This window comes from Frigoribacterium sp. PvP054 (assembly GCF_040547465.1).
Lineage (GTDB): Bacteria > Actinomycetota > Actinomycetes > Actinomycetales > Microbacteriaceae > Frigoribacterium.
Genome location: NZ_JBEPPU010000005.1, coordinates 179010 through 196929 on the forward strand (window position 1 = coordinate 179010; position 17920 = coordinate 196929).

At 70.9% G+C, this 17920-nt stretch carries 15 protein-coding genes; 5 read left to right on the plus strand and 10 right to left on the minus strand.

Annotated features, from left to right (window positions below; all coding sequences use genetic code 11):
* Positions 1-30 precede the first annotated feature (30 nt).
* The 4 genes from ABID81_RS09290 to ABID81_RS09305 form a co-directional block, all read right to left on the minus strand.
* The gene (locus ABID81_RS09290; RefSeq protein ID WP_354594517.1) at positions 31-1014 is read right to left on the minus strand and encodes a RelA/SpoT-related domain-containing protein; all 984 of its coding nucleotides are present in this window, start codon (positions 1012-1014) and stop codon (positions 31-33) included.
* Positions 1011-2048, minus strand: a complete 1038-nt coding sequence (locus ABID81_RS09295; RefSeq protein WP_354594518.1) for a nucleoid-associated protein — start codon at positions 2046-2048, stop codon at positions 1011-1013. Before ABID81_RS09295 ends, ABID81_RS09290 begins: the two co-directional genes overlap by 4 nt.
* A gap of 125 nt (positions 2049-2173) precedes the next feature.
* A complete protein-coding gene (locus ABID81_RS09300) occupies positions 2174-2737 on the minus strand; it encodes a recombinase family protein (protein ID WP_354594519.1) in 564 nt (187 codons plus the stop codon).
* Between the two features lie 211 nt (positions 2738-2948).
* A complete protein-coding gene (locus ABID81_RS09305) occupies positions 2949-3281 on the minus strand; it encodes a hypothetical protein (RefSeq protein WP_354594520.1) in 333 nt (110 codons plus the stop codon).
* Positions 3282-3511: 230 nt separating this feature from the next.
* Here ABID81_RS09305 and ABID81_RS09310 point away from each other — a divergent pair, with 230 nt between their 5' ends.
* Complete coding sequence (locus ABID81_RS09310) at positions 3512-3733, plus strand: Rossmann-fold NAD(P)-binding domain-containing protein (RefSeq protein ID WP_354594521.1); 222 nt, start codon at positions 3512-3514, stop codon at positions 3731-3733.
* Between the two features lie 121 nt (positions 3734-3854).
* Positions 3855-7370, plus strand: coding sequence for a TIM-barrel domain-containing protein (locus tag ABID81_RS09315; RefSeq protein WP_354594522.1), 3516 nt, complete (start codon positions 3855-3857; stop codon positions 7368-7370).
* A 48-nt stretch (positions 7371-7418) separates the two neighbouring features.
* On the opposite strand, the gene ABID81_RS09320 is transcribed toward ABID81_RS09315, so the two are convergent.
* Entirely contained in the window at positions 7419-8813 is a 1395-nt protein-coding gene (locus ABID81_RS09320; RefSeq protein WP_354594523.1) for an ABC transporter permease, read from the minus strand.
* Positions 8810-9637, minus strand: coding sequence for an ABC transporter ATP-binding protein (locus ABID81_RS09325; protein WP_354594524.1), 828 nt, complete (start codon positions 9635-9637; stop codon positions 8810-8812). The genes ABID81_RS09320 and ABID81_RS09325 overlap by 4 nt, the downstream gene beginning before the upstream one ends.
* A 143-nt stretch (positions 9638-9780) precedes the next feature.
* Between ABID81_RS09325 and ABID81_RS09330 the strand changes: the two genes are divergently transcribed.
* Together ABID81_RS09330 and ABID81_RS09335 are read left to right on the plus strand one after the other, a co-directional pair.
* The gene (locus ABID81_RS09330) at positions 9781-11109 is read left to right on the plus strand and encodes a PP2C family protein-serine/threonine phosphatase (RefSeq protein WP_354594525.1); all 1329 of its coding nucleotides are present in this window, start codon (positions 9781-9783) and stop codon (positions 11107-11109) included.
* A 107-nt stretch (positions 11110-11216) separates the two neighbouring features.
* Complete coding sequence (locus ABID81_RS09335; protein ID WP_354594526.1) at positions 11217-11708, plus strand: hypothetical protein; 492 nt, start codon at positions 11217-11219, stop codon at positions 11706-11708.
* Positions 11709-12333: 625 nt separating this feature from the next.
* On the opposite strand, the gene ABID81_RS09340 is transcribed toward ABID81_RS09335, so the two are convergent.
* Complete coding sequence (locus tag ABID81_RS09340; RefSeq protein WP_354594527.1) at positions 12334-13233, minus strand: SDR family oxidoreductase; 900 nt, start codon at positions 13231-13233, stop codon at positions 12334-12336.
* Between the two features lie 144 nt (positions 13234-13377).
* Here ABID81_RS09340 and ABID81_RS09345 point away from each other — a divergent pair, with 144 nt between their 5' ends.
* The gene (locus tag ABID81_RS09345) at positions 13378-13941 is read left to right on the plus strand and encodes a TetR/AcrR family transcriptional regulator (protein WP_354594528.1); all 564 of its coding nucleotides are present in this window, start codon (positions 13378-13380) and stop codon (positions 13939-13941) included.
* 39 nt (positions 13942-13980) lie between these two features.
* Here ABID81_RS09345 and ABID81_RS09350 read toward each other — a convergent pair whose 3' ends face one another.
* The 3 genes from ABID81_RS09350 to ABID81_RS09360 form a co-directional block, all read right to left on the minus strand.
* Positions 13981-14961, minus strand: a complete 981-nt coding sequence (locus ABID81_RS09350) for an intradiol ring-cleavage dioxygenase (RefSeq protein ID WP_354594529.1) — start codon at positions 14959-14961, stop codon at positions 13981-13983.
* A 166-nt stretch (positions 14962-15127) separates the two neighbouring features.
* Complete coding sequence (locus ABID81_RS09355) at positions 15128-15949, minus strand: glycoside hydrolase family 16 protein (protein ID WP_354594530.1); 822 nt, start codon at positions 15947-15949, stop codon at positions 15128-15130.
* A gap of 119 nt (positions 15950-16068) precedes the next feature.
* Positions 16069-17856: a pectate lyase-like domain-containing protein gene (locus tag ABID81_RS09360; protein WP_354594531.1), complete on the minus strand. Its 1788-nt coding sequence runs from the start codon at positions 17854-17856 to the stop codon at positions 16069-16071.
* Positions 17857-17920: the final 64 nt, after the last annotated feature.

The following is a 17920-nucleotide window of genomic DNA, read 5'->3' on the forward strand; positions in this document are numbered from 1 at the left end:
CATGCCGCGATAGGCAAAGCTGAACCTGTCCTAGGCGTTCTGCGGCAGCACAGTGCCCGCGCTGAGGCACGACTTACGAATGACATCCTCGAAGTCTGTATTGCTGATGGCATTCGCAAGGAGGTAGGGCCTTGCGCACGCTCGTTCGAGAACGGCGAGGATCTCAGGCTGGGAATAGAGCCAATCTCGAGAGTCGACGTAGCTCGTCGAATCGGGCGCATGCTCCTGCAATAAGAGCTGAAGCTTCTCCTCATTGGTTTGACAAAAGTCGCGCACAAGAGCCTCAAAATGGGTCTCGTCTGTCCCATAGGCGCTGAGGAGCAAGTTCACCAGCACAACATCGGAAGCTTCCGGGGTGACCTCGCCGGTGAGCTCTTCGTATTCGTGCTCCAGCGCCTCAAGAGCCAGCGCAGGCCTATACATGGGCAAATTCCTCCTCTTCCGAACCACGCGCTGAACCTCGTCATCGAAAAGCTCCACAAGCACAGTGAGCCGGTTGATCACGCGCTGCATCTTCTTCGGCGGCTGCACCAAGCCCTTGTAGAGCAGCTTGTGGGAGACGACCGACCACGCATCTTGTGCGCGCGTCCGCAGCTGGACTTCTACGAATATCTCCTCGCCCTGATCGTCCTGGACAGATGCGTCGGAGAGGATGAAGTGGATGCCTGGGTAGAAGAGTTGATTCTGCTTACCCTTCTTTACGCTTCTCTCAACAATGGCCCATGAGCCACCTTGGATAAGGCGGTCTGCCTCCCGGACGTCCTCCTTCGTGGAGCAGATTAAGCGAAGTCCGACCTTGTCCTGAATCGAAGTCCATGTGCGAGGTGAGGTTGGGTCTGCACGTGCCTTCCGAATCAGACTTCGAGCCGTCTTGACTCTGCCGCTAAGGACGTGATCGCCGATGTTCCCACCAGTGAGACCCTCAAGCGTCCGGTGATACGTGTCGAGCGCAACAAGCAGCGACGGGTGGGCCAGCCGATACCTCTCGCCGAGATCGAAAGACTCCGAGCTCATGCCGGCGGGCGTGACAGCCGATAGGAATCAGTCGACCCTCTGACGATGATTCGAGGGCCCTCAGGCGAGTCTGAGTCCACTGTCACGGTTCCATTCTGCATAGCCTCGCTGGACGCGGTGATCGTAACGCCAGACGAGGTCTTCAGCTTCAACCCACCGATTTGGCTACTAACTAACCTGGTGTCCTTGGCAAAAGTCGACGACCTAATTTGACTAGGTAGGGACTCCGAGAACACATCCCGGTCCTCGGCGTCCAAGAATTCAGAGATGAAGGAAGTCGGATTGAGCTGTGGAGCGGGGCTCTCGAGGACAGCGACAGCAGCTGTGGCATATCTACCGCGCTTCTCCTCCGAAATCAAAGGAGAGTTGATGAACTTCGTCAGTGCTTTTACGAAGTCTTCGGTCTGCACTTCTGCCCGGTGCTTGAGGTCACACCCGAGAAATTGCTGAAGGAAATAGTCCGCGAAAGAGACGCCGTTCTGCTTGTCGACCATCAGCCCAACCAGTTGATCAGCATCATCGATCCAGAAGAGTCCGATCTTGTAGACCCTCGAGTTCTGGCCCATGATCAGCTCTGTGAGGTGTTCGACCTGGAACACGACATCGTCGCCCTCACCTTCGTGGTTCAGGCGAACACCCTCTTGGTGCTCGGCCTTGAGAATGACGAAACGGTTACCCTTCGAGCTGCTAGCCAAAGAGGCCATAAAGACTCCCGCCGAGCTTCCGTTGGTCTGCTTCCGATGCATCCACTCAGCGATCTCCTTCGAGTTTGTTGCCAGGAGCGTCGGATCGGCCAGAGCCGCCCGAACGAGTTCGGGGACAGGGCTGCCGTACTCATCCGTGGCCACAATTTCGCGAGCAAAGGCAAACGCTGGCTGAAGCATTTCCTCGCGGATGAAGCGATCTGTGGCCAGGTTTAGCGGTGTGGGCGCCGCAGAAAATAGCGGCTCAGAGCCACCTTTTTCCTGCCATCGTCCCCGTGGGATCTCGTGGAGCATTGTTTGATGAAGCGTCAACGGTTCGACAGTTGGCACGTTTTTCCCCTCGGCCCCGGCAGTGGGACTCGATTCTATGAGATTGTATCGACTACCACCGACACCGACGGCATCGACTTACCAACAACCAGCCGAATGCTCTCGGCCTACTGAACAGAATCGGGCTACTCCGATCTATGAACTGCCCGGTAAACCGTCGAGCGGGCAACTCCGAACAGCTCGGCGATCTCGCTCGTCGTGTGGGCGCCGGTGCGGTGCAGCTGTACGAGGTGCTTCTCCTGGGAGGCGGTGAGCTTGGGCTTTCGGCCGCGCAGCTTGCTGGCGGCCTCGGCGATCGCCATGCCCTCGCGGGTGCGGGCTCGGATCAAGTCAGCCTCGAACTCGGCCACCATGCCAAGGACGTTGAACAGGAGCCGGCCGACAGGGTCGGTGGGGTCATAGACCGCTCCCCCGAGGTTGAGTGCGACGCCCTTCTTTGTGAGCTCGTCGGCGATGTCGGTCGCGTCGCGCAGCGAACGGGCGAGGCGGTCGAGCTTCGTGACCACGAGGACATCGCCGGCACGGCACGCCGCCAGCGCCTCACGGAGGCCCGGCCGCGCTCGAGTCGTCCCCGATAGGCCGTGGTCAACATGCACGTGATCATCGTCAACACCGAGTGCTGCAAGACCGTCACGCTGTGCTGCAAGATCCTGCCCAGAGGTCGAGACGCGGGCGTATCCGATGAGCATCCGTTGAATGTAGCGTTTAAACCCCCGTCACCGGGCATTTTTACGGGACAGGCATACGCGAATCCGCGGGCCAGACGCCCCTTGGCCTCAGTCGGCCGAGACCAGCTCGTGAAGGTGTCCCGATGAACGACCGTCAATCGGCCACGACTTCATCAGCCCTTCAGCACAACCGCTTTCCGCCAGATGCGGCACCCGTGCCGGCCGCCGGGCGTCAGCGCCGGTCGTCGACGACCCGGTCGAGCCACTCGCCGAGCAGTCGGCGCTCCGGACCGGTCAGCTGGTCGAGTTCGGGGGCGACGGCTCGGAACGCGACGACCGTCGCCAGGTGCCCCGTCCGGTCGGCGACGGGCGCGTCGGTGAGGATCTGCGCGAGGAGCCCCTCGAGGGCCGCCTCGGCGAGCCCCGGGTCGCGGTCGTCGACCAGCGTCCCGAGCAGCGTCGTGATCACCCCCACCCCCGAGGTCTGGACGAGCCCGACGGCACGCTGCTCGGAGACCCTCAGACGGCCGGCCGCCGCCACCCGGTGGACGCGAGCCTCGAGCACCGCCCTGCCTCGGCGTGCGGCGGATGAGTCCGCGACGCGGCCGGGGTCGCTGAGCAACGTGAAGAGGGCCGGGTTGTCGAGGCCGAACGCGACCTGGCTGCGCCATCCGTCGCGGAGGTCGTCGACCGGGTCGACGTCCGCCTCGGTGGCGGCCTCGACGACCGACGCCTTGGCCCCTCACCGCAGCCGACGCACCCACCTTCACCGAGATCGCCTCGATCGCGGCCGAGGTGGCAGGCCGACCGGTCGCGACCGAGGTCGTCGGCGAGGACGAGTGGGTCGCGCGGGAGGTCGCCGCGGGTCGCCCCGAGACGACGGCCCGGTTCGTGCTCGGCATGTACCAGGCGGCGGCCGGCGGCTTCTTCGCCGGCACCGATCCGCTGCTCGGCGAATTGCTGGGTCGCGAACCCCGGTCGGTGCGCGATGTGCTGAGCGGTGATCGCCCCGCCTGAGACGTGCCGCGCGGGTGGCGTCGACACACCCAGCCGCGATCGCCCGCCTGTCGGTGCTCACGGAAATTGCATAGGCTGCACGAAGCAACTCGCCAGACGATGACGTCCCTGAGGAGAACACATGCGCCCGACCGCTGCGAACCGGACCCGGAGGTCGCGACTCCTCGCGACCGCACTGGCCGCCCTCACCGCGGTGGGGGCGATCGGGTTCGCGGCGGTGCCGGCCCAGGCCGACGACGCGGCCGGGCGGGCGGTGGTGTCGGGTGAGGCTCGCTTCGAGGTGCTCTCGCCCACGCTGATCCGCACGGAGTACGCCGGTGACGGTCGCTTCACCGACCGCGGCACTTTCACCGTCGTCGGCCGCGACGACTTCGGCCCCACCCTGTTCAGCCAGACCCGAGCCGACGGCTGGCTGACGATCGACACCGGCAAGATGGTCGTCCGCTACCGCGAGGGCACCGGTGCCTTCACGAGCGAGAACCTGTCCGTCGCCCTGACGACCGACACGGGCCAGGACGTCACCGGTTCGCCGTGGACGTCCGCCGAGGTGCCCTCGTGCGCGGTCGGCGTGCTGTGCGAGGCCGAGGACGCCGGGCTCGAGGGCATCGCCCCCGCGACGAACCACACCGGCTTCACCGGGACGGCCTTCGTCGGCGGCTACGAGGCCGTGGGCGCCGCCCTGCAGTTCGACACCACGGTCTCGACCGCGGGGCCACTCGACCTGACCCTCCGCTACGCGAACTCGCAGGGCGGCGACGGCCAGGTCACGACCCGCTCGCTGAGCGTCGTGGTCGACGACGGACCAGCCGTGCCCCTGAGCTTCGCCCCCGGCACCGGCTGGGACGACTGGCGCACCACGACGGCGGGTCTCGACCTCTCCGCCGGGCCCCACAGCATCCGGATCGAGCGGGGCGCCGACGACTCCGGCCAGGTGAACGTCGACAGCTTCGCCCTCACCGCGCCGGGAGCCGCCTACCCGGCACCCGCCGCGACGACCGCGGGCGCGGACTGCCCCTTCGGCGAGATCTGCGAGGCGGAGGACGCCGGCAAGACCGGCACCGCCACCCGGGCGACGGACCACAACGGCGCCTCCGGCGACGCCTTCGCCGCAGGCCTGTGGAGCGACGGCGCAGCCCTGACCACCCACCTGGTCGACGTGCCCGCGGAAGGCGACTACCGCCTCCAGGTCCGCTACGCCAACGGCGGCACCGGCACGCCGACCCTGTCGACCGACGCCGGCACCGACACGGCGGCGCTGCCGCCGACGAGCGGATGGGACCACTGGGACACCGTCAGCCTGCCCGTCCACCTGGGCGCCGGGGCGACCGACGTCCGGCTCGACTGCCCGACGACCGCGGGCAACTGCAACGTCAACGTCGACACCGTCGCGGCCGTCACCGCCGACAGCCCCACCCTGGCGCCGCACGCCGCGCTCGGCGGCTACCGACGCGACCTCGACACCGCGAACGGCGACGTCGCGACCAACCCCGGCCTGCTCTACCAGGACGGCTGGTCGCTGCTCGACGACACCGACTCGGCTCTGTACGACCAGGCGGCCGACGTGGTCACCCCCCGCCCCGACCGCGCGGGGACGGCGATGCAGGACGGCTACGTCTTCGGCTACGGCTCCGACTACCGGACGGGACTGGCCGACCTCTCGACCCTGACCGGGCCGACGAAGCTGCTGCCGCGCTGGGCGTACGGGGTCTGGTACAGCGAGTACTACGACCGGTCGCAGGCGGACTACGAGGCCATCGCCCAGGAGTTCCGCACGAGGGGCGTGCCGGTCGACGTCATGGCGATCGACACCGACTACAAGATCGGCAGCACGACGAACGTCGACGACAGCAAGTGGGACGGATGGAGCGTCGACCCGGCCCGCATCCCCGACATGCGGGCCCTGCTCGCCGAGTGGCACGACGAGGGCATCCACAACACCCTCAACATCCACCCCTCCATCTCGGGCAGCGACCCGAAGTTCGCCCAGGCGCAGGCCACCGCCGGCGGCAAACTCACCAAGGGTGACGGCGACCGCTGGCTCTTCGACTGGTCGGATCCCGACCAGCTGCGCGCCTACTTCGACCTGCACGACGACACGCAGGCCCAGGGCGTCGACAACTGGTGGCTCGACTGGTGCTGCAGCGAGAACTCGCGCTACTCGGCCAACGGCGTCACCCCCGACGCGTTCATCAACCAGCAGTACGCCGCCCAGACCGACGCGGCGAACGACGGCCGGGGGTTCGCGTTCTCGCGGGCTTACGGCTCGCTGACCGCCGGCGGCTACGGCAACCCCCAGCCCGTCTCGACCGGGCCGTGGGCCGACAAGCGGACCACGCTGCACTTCACGGGTGACACGACGTCGTCGTGGGAGATGCTGAAGACCCAGGTCGGCTACACGCCGGGCGAGTCGGCGGCGACCGGACTCGCGTCGATCAGCCACGACATCGGTGGCCACAACGGCGCCCAGTACGGCATCACGGGTGCCGAGCCCGGCACGACGCAACTGCCCGAGGACCTCTACGCGCGGTGGGTGCAGCTGGGCGCCTTCCAGCCCGTCGACCGCCTGCACAGCAACCACAGCGACCGGCTGCCCTGGCAGTACCCGGCCGCGGCGGACGAGTCCGCGACGCAGTTCTTGAACCTGCGCGAGGACCTGCTGCCCCTCACCTACACGCTCGCCGCCGAGGCGACCGCGACGGGCACGCCCATCGTCCAGCCGCTGTACCTGCAGTACGCCGACCAGCAGGAGGCATACTCCGCCGCGGGATCGGAGTACCTCTACGGACCGGACGTGCTGGTGGCACCGGTGACGACCCCGAACGGCGACGCGGGCACCGCGACGACGTCGGTCTGGTTCCCCGCCGGCAGCTCGTGGACCGACTGGTTCACCGGCACGACCTACGCCGGCGGCACCACGGCCGACGTGACGACCGACCTGACGGCGATGCCGGTCTTCGTCCGGGGCGGCGGCATCGTGCCGACCCGCTCCGAGCACGTCGCGAACGACGGCTCGGCGCCGCTCGACGCCGTGACCCTGACCGTGGCCACCGGGGCCGACGGCGCCTTCTCGCTGTACGAGGACGCCGGCACCTCGGCGACCGCCTCGGCGAGCACGGCCGTCACGTACACGCAGCGACCCACCGGGGGCCTGCTCGAGATCGCGCCGGCCGACGGCAGCTTCGACGGCCAGGTCACCGACCGAACGTGGACGGCGACCTTCACGGACGCGGACGAGCCGGCGAGCGTCCTCGTCGACGGCGCACCCCTCGCCGCGACGGACTGGACGTACGACGCCGCGACCCGCACGGTCTCGGTGCCCACGACGACCCGGGCGGTCTCGGCGGGCACCACCGTCGAGTTCTCCTCCGTCGCGGCCGTCGACCCGACACCGGCACCGACGCCGGGCGACGGCGCGACTCCGTCCGCTCCCCCGACCGCCACGGTGCCGGGGGCGGGTGACGGCGGCACCGGCGGCGGCGACGGGACCACCCCGGCGGCCGACCGGCCGACCGACCCCTCGTCCGGCGGCCCCCTGGCCTTCACCGGCGCCGACGTCGTCCCCCTCGGCCTGGTCGCCCTCGGCCTCGTGCTCGCCGGAGGGCTCCTGCTGTGGCGACGACGCCGCCCTGCCGAGTGACCGCGAGGACGAAGGAGGCGCGGCGCCGGCCGTGCGGACGGCCGGCGGTCAGCGGGCGGCGAGCGCCTCGACCGGGGTGACCGACGTGGCACGCCGGGCCGGGACGAGCGCGGCGACCCCGGCGAGCACGGCGGCGGTCAGGGCGAGGCCGACGAGCAACGGCACGGGCAGCGTCGGGGCGATCAACGCCCCGTCGTTCGCCGAGCCGAGCAGCGCCTGGGCTCCGGCCCAGCCGTAGACGACGCCGAGCACGACACCGACGACGATCGCCGTCGACGCCATCTGCGTCGCCTCGAGCAGGATCATGCGACGCACCTGACCCGCGGTCGAGCCGACCGCGCGCAGCAGACCCAGTTCGCGCCTCCGTTGCAGGACGCTCAGCGACATGTCGTTGACCATGCCCACGGCCGCGATGACGGCGGAGAAGCCGACCAGGCCCGCGACGACCAGCAGCGTCGTGCTGAAGAACCGGTCGAGCTCGGCGGCGTACGTCGGGTCCTGCTCTAGGGTGTGGATGAACGTCCGCAACGTCTCGAGCGCGACCGACAGGGTGGTGACGAGGGTCACGCCGATCACGACGCCGATCGTGGCGCGGGTGCTGCGCTCGGGCTGGCGCACCGCGTTCTCGGCGGCGAGGCGGGCCACCTGGCTCGGGCCGAAGGCCCGGCCGACGGCGTGCAGCACGGCGGGCATGAGCGCGTGCGATCCGACGACGACCCCGGTGAACGACAGCACCCCGCCGGCGAACGCGACCAGCACGCCCGTCACGTCGGCCAGGCCGACGACGACGCCGGCGACGAGCGACAGGCCCCCGCCGACGACCAGCAGGGCGGCGAACACCGTCCGCACGACGCGGCGGTTGCGGCCGGACAGCGGAACGTCCTGCGCGGCGTCGGTGGCCTGCAACGGCGTCACCAGCAGCACGCGGCGCGAACCGACCCAGGCCGCGGCGACCGTGGTCAGCACGACCGCGACGGCCGGGACGAGCCCGCCGACCGAGACGTACGAGTAGGCGAGGTCGGGCAGGTGACCCTGCGCGACGAGCACCCGGACGGCGACGACGACGAGCGCGACGCCGACCACGACGCCGATGACGGCCCCGGCGAGGCCGACCAGGAGCCCCTCGCGGGCGACGGCCCGACGCTGGTCGCGCGCCGACGAGCCGAGCAGCCGCATCAGCGCGATGGTCGGCGTGCGACCGGCGACGACCGTGGCGAAGGTGTTGGCGGTGACGATCGCGCCGACGTAGAGGGCGAGGCCGACGAAGACCGACGCGACGGCGCCGAGGAGCGTCGAGACGGTGCCGCTCGAGGCGACGGCCGAGTCGGCGACGACCTGCTCGAGAACGTGCGTGACGCCGAGCAGCCCGACGCCGAAGGTCGTGCCGAGCCCGGCGACGACGATGCTCGGGCGGTGCTCGAGCAGCTGGTCGCGGGCGCTCACGCGACACGCTCCAGGTCGAGCATGACGCCCGAGATCTCGGCCGCGCTGCTCCGGTCGATCTCGTGCACGATGCGGCCGTCGGCGAGGAACACCACGCGGTCGGCGTAGCTCGCCGCGACCGGGTCGTGCGTCACCATCGCGATGCTCTGGCCGTGGTCGGTCGTGGCGGTGCGCAGCACCTCGAGCACGTCGCGTCCGGCCTTCGAATCGAGGGCGCCCGTGGGCTCGTCGGCGAAGACCAGGTCGGGCCGGGTGGCCAGGGCGCGGGCGATGGCGACGCGCTGCTGCTGCCCGCCCGAGAGCTGGTGGGGGCGGTGGGTGAGCCGGGCACCGAGGCCGAGGGTGCCGACGAGCCGGTCGATCCAGGCGCGCTCGTCGGCGGTGGCGCGACGACCGTCGAGACGGAACGGCAACTCGATGTTCGCCGACACGTCGAGGGTCGGCACGAGGTTGAAGGCCTGGAAGACGAAGCCGATGCGGCGTCGCCGCAGCAGCGTGAGCTGGGTGTCGTCGAGACCGGTGATGTCGGTGTCGCCGAGCAGCACGCGCCCCGAGGTGGCCGAGTCGAGACCGGCCGTGATGTGCATCAGCGTCGACTTGCCCGAACCGCTCGGGCCCATGACGGCCGTGAACCGACCGGCGGGCAGGTCGAGCGAGACGCCGCGCAGGGCGTCCACGCGGCCCTCGCCCTCACCGAAGGACTTCGTGACGTCACGGACGCGGGCGACGGGCGCCGCGCCTCCTGGGGTCGGGTCGGCGAGCCGGGTGGTCGGGTCGGACGAGGAGGCGCGGGTCGCGCCGGTCGCGGAGGTCGTGTCGTTCATGTCGTCCATCGTCGCCGCGAGCCCCGGTGCCGGGACATGACGCCCGCCCACGGACTCCGGCGGGGGTTATCCCCCGCCGTCGGCGCCCGTGACCCGCGAACGGGCGCTGTCCGCCGAGGCGACCCGTCGGTATCGTCCGGCTCATGACCTCCGTCCTGCACCGGTCGGCACCGACGCCGACCGCCCCTGCCGACAGCGCCACGGCCGACTTCGTCCGTCCGACGCTCGTCCGTTCCGGGACGCGCGCGGCCCCCCTGACGAACCAGGCGGTCGTCGCCGCCGTGGCCGGGGTGGCGGCCCTGTGCAGCCTCGTCCTGCCCGGGGTGACCATCACGGACGCCGTCAGCATGTGGACGGGCGTCGCCCTCGCCTTCCTGGGCCTGGCCTTCACGGCGCTCCTGTCGCTGCGGCCGGGTCTGGCCCGGTACGAACTGCTGGTCCCGGCCCTCGACTTCGTGGCGATCGGCCTCTTGCGCTTCGGCACGGGCGACGCCAGGTCGCCGTTCCTCGCCGCGGTGCTGCTCCCCGTCATCTGGATCGCGGCCCGGCCGGGACGGAAGAACATCGTCTACCCGCTGATCGGCACGGCAGGCACCTTCCTCGTCCCCATGGTCCTGACCGACGCCGACCCGGGCGCCTCCGAGACGGTCCGCCTCGGCTTCGTGCTGCTGGTCTTCACGGCGGTCGCGTGGGTCACCAACGAACTCGCCCGCCAGGCGGCGAACCGCCTGCAGCACGTTCAGGAGAGGCGTCGGGTGGCCGAGGACGAGATCGGGCAGGCCGCCGTGGTGCAGCGCTCGCTGCTGCCCACCTCGACCGCCGGCATCCCGCCGCAGTTCACCGTCCGCGGGGTCTGCCTGCCGACCCGGTCGGTCGGTGGCGACTTCTACGACTGGTTCCCGACGACGACCGGCGCCGCCTTCACGCTCGGCGACGTCATGGGCAAGGGGGTCGGGGCGGGCATGATCGCCGCCGGCGTCCGCTCGGTGCTGCGGGCGACGACGCGCGCCGGCTCGCCCTCCGAGGCCGTCGGCCGGGCGGCGATCGGCGTCGACACGGCGGGCGACGGCTCGTCACCCGAGCAGTTCACCACGTGCTTCCACGCGCACGTCGACACCGACGGCCGCGTGCACTGGGTCGACGCCGGCCACGGTCTCGCCATGGTCGTCCGCCACGACGGCGGCCTCGACTGGCTGCGCGGCGACGACCTGCCCATCGGCGTGGGCACGACCTGGACGACGCACGAGACCTCGCTCCACCCGGGTGACGTCCTCGTCACCGTCAGCGACGGGGTGCTCGACCTCTTCGGCGACGACCTCGACGCGCTGGCGGCGTGCGTCCGGGCCCACCCCGACCCCGACGACCTCGTCGCCGAGGTCGGGCGGCGGGGCCGGGACGCCCACGCGGACGACGACGTCACCGTGCTCGCCGTGCGCTTCGAGGCGCCCGCCGGCCCGGTCACGGTCGCGTAGGAGGCGCGGGTCGACACCCAGCCCCTAATCTGGACCGCAGGTCCCGGCACACCGACGTCCGGGCGGACGACCGGCGGGTGCTCCCCACCGGTGACGAGGGGGACATCATGACCGACGGCCGACGACCGGGACGGGCTGACACCACGACCAGGGCCGACACCACGACCAGGGCCGTCGAAGCGCGCGGCGCGCTGACCGCCACCCCGTTCGTGACGATCATCGCCCTCTCGCCGATCGTCGCGATGGCGCTGACCGTCGTCGTCATGCGAGGTGCGCTCGAACAGGCCGTGCCGGGCCGGACGGGTGTCGACGCCGGCGACCTGGCCCTCGTCCAGGTCGTCGCCCTGGTGCTCTGGCTCGGCATCGTCGCGCTCGCCTGGCTCGATCACCGCACGCTGCGCGCTCGGGGTCTCGAGCGACCGTTCGCGTGGGGCTGGGCCCTGCTGGGCCCCCTGGTCTACCTGATCGGACGCAGCGTCGTCGTGCGCCGCCGGGTCGGCGGCAGTGCCGCTCCGCTCTGGCTCTACCTCGGGCTGACCGTCCTCGGGTCGATCGTCGCCACCATCGTCGTCGTCTCGTCGGGCGTGCCGACGCCGTGACCGTCGGGGACGCGGTCGTCGTCGCCACCCTGCTCGTGGTCGTCGGGAGGAACGCAGCCTGACCCGCGCCTCCTTGTACGCCTCTGGCGAGGGTCCGTCAAGGGGTGCGACGACGTGCTCGACAACGTCGGTGCCACCGTCGTATCGTTCACCGACCGGTCCGCCGGGCTCTCGAGCCGCCGACCGCGCCACGAACCACCCGTCAGCCCGGACCTCGCTGATCAGGCCGCACGACTTGCGCCCACGAGGTCCCACCCGTTGATCTCGTGGGCGCAAGCAGCCCCACCCGACGGGGCTGCGCATCGGCGGACACCTGGTCCCCGAATCGCCAGGTGTCCGCTCCCGCTGCCGCGGGGCCGCACCCGCGACCACGCGACGCTCGTCACGGCGCGCGCGGCGAACCTGAGAACACCCTCGGCGGCGGGCGCGTAGCGTCCGACGGGTCGAAGGCGTTTCTTGCGTCTTCATTGGCCGGTGTTGCCTCGCATCCCTGCCCGTGAAGCTCATGCGACAACATCGGCATCTGGGGCACGGCTGCGGACTCTTCCGCGGCCGTGCCCCTCTCTCGTCCCGACCCATCCCCCGGGCCCCGTACGGCCCTGGGCCCAGGGCGCCCGGCGGGAAGTCAGCGCGTCGAGCCGTAGGCCCCCGCGTCGATGTCCTCGATCAGGGTCGGGCCCGTCGGGGTCCAGTCGAGCAGTCGACGCGTGGCCTCGGACGACGCGGCCATGTCGAGGCCGAAGAATCCGCCGATCCAGCCGAAGTGCTCGGCCACCCGCTCGGCCGGCACCGACTCGACCGGGAGGCCGTACGCGCGCCCGATCGCCTCGGCGACCTCGCGCGTCGGCACGCCCTGCTCGGCCACGACGTGCAGCACGTCACCGGCGGACGCCTCGGCGAGCCCGAGCACCACGGCGCGGGCGGCGTCCGAACGGTGCACGGCCGGCCATCGGTTCGACCCGTCGCCCGGAAAGGCCGACACCCCCTTCTCGCGGGCGACCGCGACGATCGACGCGACGAACCCGTGGTCACCCCTCCCGTGCACGGTGGGCGCGAAGCGGAGGCTCACCGCCTGGACGCCCCGGGCGACGGCGTCGAGCGCGAGGTTCTCGCTGCCGCCCCGAGGCGCTTCCGGCCCCTGGAACGGCGAGCGGTCGGCCTCGGTCGCCGGGCGCCCCTGCGCGAGGCCCGCGGTGCCCGAGGCGAGCAGCAGCGGACGGCCGGTCCCCTCGAGCACCGCGACCAGCGCCTCCACGGCCCCGCGCTCGGCGCGGTTCGACGCCGCCGGGTCGGACCAGTCGTGCTTGTTGGCGAGGTGCAGCACGGCCTCGGCCTCGGCGGCGCCCGCCCGGATCGCGTCGAGGTCGTCGAGGTCGCCCCGGCGGACCGCGACGCCCTTCGCCGCGAGCGACGCCGCGGACGCGTCGGACCGCGCGAGACCCGTGACCTGGTGGCCTGCGGCGATCAACTCGTCGACGACGGCCGACCCGATCCAGCCGGATGCTCCGGTGACGAAGACGTTCATGGGTGCTCCTTCCTTCGGTGACCACCGAGTGCTCGACGCACCACCCGGTCACGATGTCAGCGACTGTCATCAGCCGCGAAAACGACGGTACACCCGATGTCAGTGACTGACAACAGACGTGCCGGAACCCGTAGACTCGGGCGCATGGTCCGCTGGCAACCCGACACCCGAGCCCGCCTGCAGGCGGCGGCCCTCGGACTGTTCGTCGACCGCGGCTACGACGAGACCACCGCCGCCGACATCGCCGAGGCCGCGGGCGTCACCGAACGGACCTTCTTCCGGCACTTCGCCGACAAACGCGAGGTGCTCTTCGACGGGCAGCAGTTCTTCTCGGGGGCCTTCGTCGACGGCGTCCGAGCCGCCGGGCCCGACGACCCTCCGCTCGCCGTCGTCGCCTCGGCCCTCGACGGTGCCGCCGCGTTCTTCCCCGACGAGCGTCGTGCGTGGTCACGCAGCCGGCAGGCGATCATCGACGCCCACCCCGCCCTGCAGGAGCGTGAGCTGCTCAAGCTCTCGGGGCTCGCCGTCGAGGTGGCCGCCGCCCTGCGCGACCACGGGGTCGACGAGCCCGCCGCCACCCTGGCCGCCCAGTCGTGCCTGACGGTCTTCGGGGTCTCGTTCGCCACCTGGATCGCCGACGGCGAGAACCGCCCCTTCGCCGAGATCTCACGCGACACGTTGGCGCGGCTGCGAGCTCTCACCGGCTGACGCGCGCCCGTCCCGGCGGGTCGCCGGGGTCTCGGCGGTTCAGCGCGAGCCGGGGCCGGCGCCGCCACCCGGTGCCGAGCCCGCGGTGGGCGTGGTGCCCGTGTCGATCCGGACGGTCAGGGCCAGCGCGTAGCCCGAGGTCGCGTCGCCGGTCACCGTCGGCAGCTGCAGCGCACCGCTGTCGTCGCTGAACACGTTGTCGCTCGCGAGGCTGACCCGGTCGAGGTTCGCCGTCGAGCCGTCGTACTTCGAGAGGGCGTAGACCGTGCGGCAGACGTCCTCGGGCAGGGCGAGCTGCGACGTGGCGATCGCCTTCGTCGAGTCGGTGATCGACCCGACGTCGGGGTAGACCTCGAAGTGGACGTGCGGCCACCGGCCCGAGTAGCAGGCGGGGAACACCGACGAGAACGTCACGGTGCCGGTCCGGTCGGCGACCTGGACCCCGCGGAGGTAGGTCTCGTCGGTGATGCCGTCCGAGTACATCGAGTACCCGCCGGCGGCGTCGCAGTGCCAGACGTAGACGGCGACGTCGGCGAAGGGGACGTCGCCGGCCGCCATGTCGAGCACCGTCATGCTCAGCGTGATCGGCACGCCCGCCGCGGTCGTGCCGCCGTCGAGGCTCGACCGGATGTCGCTGCGCACGATGCCCGACCGTTCGAGCACGTCGGCACCGTTCGACCCGTCACCCGGGTAGGGCCCGGCCGTCTCGTCGGGGATCTCGCCCGCGGGCAGCGTGCCCGCACCCCCGGTGGCGCTCGCGCCCGGCGTCGCGGTCGCCGACGACGAGGCGCCTGCCCCGCTCGAGCCCCCCGCCGACGTGCACGCGGCGAGGACGACGCTGCCCGCTCCGAGTCCGATCAGGCCGAGGACGCTGCGGCGCGAGACGAGCGTCCGCAGGTCGAAGGCGACGCCCTGGTCGACGACCTCGTCGTCGACGCGGTCGAGCAGGCGGCCCTCGTAGGCGGGCCCGTCGGGCGTCCGGTCGGGTTCGGGGATGCGGGTGGGGCGCTGGTCGTCCATGGTCTCGCTCTCGGCTCGGGCGGGTCGCCTCGGAGCAGGTCACTCCGAGGTGTCGCCGTCAGCCTGACGGCCGTCCCGATGACCCGGCACTGCGCCTCCTGTGGGCCGCCCATGAAGGAGGCGCGGTGCGAGAGGTCCTCGCACCGCGCCTCCCGGGGTCGTCGGCCTACTGGTAGACGCGCACGTAGTCGACCTTCATCTGCTGCGGCAGCTGGGTGCTGCCGTCCGGGTAGCCGGGCCAGGCGCCGCCGACCGCGACGTTGAGGATGAGGAAGAACGGCTTGTCGAACACCCACGGGTCGCCGCCTGTGCTGGCCGGGGTGACCCGGTGGTAGACCTGGCCGTCGACCGACCAGGTGATCGAGCCGGGTGCCCAGTCGACGGCGAAGGTGTGGAAGTCGTCGGCGAACGACCAGCCCTGGGGGTGCTGGTACGTGCTCGTCAGCCCTTCGCCACCCGAGTACCCCGGGCCGTGGACGGTGCCGTGCACGCGGTGCGGCTCGAAGCCGACGTTCTCCATGACGTCGATCTCGCCCGCGCTCGGCCAGCCGGCGTTCGGCAGGTCCGCCCCGAGCATCCAGAACGCCGGCCAGATGCCCTGGCCCCGCGGGATCTGGATGCGCGCCTCGACCCGGCCGTACTGCGCCGTGTACTTGTTCTGCGTGGTCAGGCGGGCCGACGTGTACGACCCGTCGCCCTCGCGCTTCGCGGTGATGACGAGGTTGCCGGCCCCGTCGAGCGCCGAGTTCGAGCGTGAGTTCGTGTAGTTCTGCAGCTCGCCGTTGCCCCAGCCGCCCCCTCCGGTCTCGAGGTTCCAGACCGAGGGGTCGGGCGCGCTGCCCGCGCCTCCGTCGAACTCCTGCGACCAGACGATCGCCTGCTGGGCCGAGGTCGCGGCCTCGGCCGGAGCGGGCGCGGCGGCGACCGTGGTCGCGGCCAGTGCTGCGGCGGCGGCCAGGCCGACGCCGGTCAGGATGCGTCTCTTCACGGGTCTCTCCGTTCTCTCGGTGCGTGCGGTGGTGTGTGCGGTGGTGCGTGCGGTGGTGCGTGCGGTGGTGCGTGCGGCGGTGCGTGCGGTGGTGCGTGCGGTCGACTCCTCGCGTGCGGTCACGGGTACGTCACCACCCGGCTCGGCACGGTGTTGCCCGCGGGCGTGGGCACCGAGTCGCCGACGCCGTTGATGACGCTCGAGATCGTGCCGACGTCGCCGAGCGAGACCGTGAAGACGCCGTGGGCCTTCACGCCCGAGGTGCGCGGCACCTCGAACGCCTGGGCCAGGCGCACCTGCGGGTTGACGTTGAAGAACGAGTACACGCCGCCACCCCAGATCTCGTGGCTCGTCACCCCGTCGGCGACCTTGTAGGCGGCCCATCCCTCACCGGTCGGGCTCCGCCACGAGGCGTTGTCCGGCACGTCGTAGGGCAGCTCGTTCTGGAAGAAGATCGTGCGGCCGCGTTCGCCGTTCCAGACCACCTGGTACTGCTGGTAGTGCTCGACGAACAGGCCGGTGGCGAGCACGTCGTCACCGTTCACCTCGACGCCGGTGGCCCCACGGTTGACCGTCCACCCGGTCGGGGCACCGCCGTGGTCGGCACGCCAGGCCCAGATGTGGTCGACGATCGTGTCGTCCGAGTTCACCTGCAGCGTGGTCGTCGCGTTGCCCTGGATGCTCGAGCCGACGCGGAAGTACACGTCCTGCACGCTCTGCGGGTTCGCCGCGTGGTCGACGTGCGAGCCGGTCGTGCCGAGGCGCATCAGCTGGTCGCTGTTCCGCGTGCCGGCGTCGACGACGAGGCCCGAGACGTTCACCCCGGCCACGTCCGCCGTGGTGAGCACGGCGTTGCCGCTGGTCGGCACGAGCGTCGGGAACCCGATGCCGGTGACGACGGTGTCGGCCCGCGTGACCTCGATCGCCTGGTCGAGCGAGTAGGTGCCCGGCGTGAAGAACAGGTTCAGCCCCTGCGCCAGCGCGCCGTTCAGGGTCGCCGCCGAGTCGCCGGGGTGGGCGACGTAGAAGTCGCGCATCGGCAGGTCGCTGCCTGCCGTGTCGGGCCAGGTGACGCCGGACGAGTCCCGCTGCAGCGACGGCACGAACACGTGGTAGTCGCCCGAGTCGTCGACGTAGAGGTACGGCTTCTCGCGCGTGACCGGGGTCGTGGCGAGGGTCGTGTAGCTCTTCGCGAAGTCGTTCGCGGGGGCGCCCTGCACGCCCGAGAAGGTCATGTTCCAGTTGCCGCCCTGCCACGACCCGAGGGTCGAGTCCCGGGTGTACCACTGCTGCTGCGAGCCCGAGGTGACGGTGCCGTCGACCTTGCTGTCGGCGATGTAGCCGCCGGATGAGTAGCCCTGGCCGCCGTCCTGGTTCGACGGGCCCATGGTCAGGTCGCCCCTGATGTGCACGCGGCGCATGGGCGCGGCCTGCGACACGGCCCAGCGGTCGACGCCCGACTCGGGCTCGACGGCCAGGTTCTCGACCGAGCGCCAGAAGTTCTGGGTCGCGTTCTTCTCGTCGCCGTAATTCCAGCCCGAGTCGACGTTGACGGCACCCTGGATGGTGACGTCGTCGGGGTTCTTGCCGAGCCCCTGCAGTGCCGTGTAGAAGCCGAGGTTGGCGAAGACCCGGCCGTAGGTGCCGGGCTCGAACAAGAAGGCGTGGCGCTGGTCGCCGAACTGCGCCGTGGGGTTGCGCAGCTGCGCGTCGAAGGCCGCGTCGATGTCGGCCTGGATGGTCGAGGCCGGCACGCTCGGGTCGTACACGGTCACGTTCGGGCCGAAGTCCGGCCGGTCGCTCGTCGCCACGGCGGTCGTGCCCCCGGCCGCCGCCTGTGCCGCGAGGGCCGGCAGGACCGCCCCCACGACGCTCGCCGCGACCCCCGCCGCGATCACTGTCCTCATCCGTCTGTGCATGATCTTCTCGTCTCCGGTGGCGTCGTTGCCACCCGTCTGGACGCTACGCCCG

What these genes read in the sequence shown, in the direction of transcription:
- ABID81_RS09290 (WP_354594517.1), bottom strand. Translation starts at nt 1,014, where the DNA reads ATGAGCTCGGAGTCTTTCGATCTCGGCGAGAGGTATCGGCTGGCCCAC.
- ABID81_RS09300 (WP_354594519.1), bottom strand. Translation starts at nt 2,737, where the DNA reads ATGCTCATCGGATACGCCCGCGTCTCGACCTCTGGGCAGGATCTTGCA.
- ABID81_RS09315 (WP_354594522.1), top strand. Translation starts at nt 3,855, where the DNA reads ATGCGCCCGACCGCTGCGAACCGGACCCGGAGGTCGCGACTCCTCGCG.
- ABID81_RS09325 (WP_354594524.1), bottom strand. Translation starts at nt 9,637, where the DNA reads ATGAACGACACGACCTCCGCGACCGGCGCGACCCGCGCCTCCTCGTCC.
- ABID81_RS09330 (WP_354594525.1), top strand. Translation starts at nt 9,781, where the DNA reads ATGACCTCCGTCCTGCACCGGTCGGCACCGACGCCGACCGCCCCTGCC.
- ABID81_RS09335 (WP_354594526.1), top strand. Translation starts at nt 11,217, where the DNA reads ATGACCGACGGCCGACGACCGGGACGGGCTGACACCACGACCAGGGCC.
- ABID81_RS09340 (WP_354594527.1), bottom strand. Translation starts at nt 13,233, where the DNA reads ATGAACGTCTTCGTCACCGGAGCATCCGGCTGGATCGGGTCGGCCGTC.
- ABID81_RS09345 (WP_354594528.1), top strand. Translation starts at nt 13,378, where the DNA reads ATGGTCCGCTGGCAACCCGACACCCGAGCCCGCCTGCAGGCGGCGGCC.
- ABID81_RS09350 (WP_354594529.1), bottom strand. Translation starts at nt 14,961, where the DNA reads ATGGACGACCAGCGCCCCACCCGCATCCCCGAACCCGACCGGACGCCC.
- ABID81_RS09360 (WP_354594531.1), bottom strand. Translation starts at nt 17,856, where the DNA reads ATGAGGACAGTGATCGCGGCGGGGGTCGCGGCGAGCGTCGTGGGGGCG.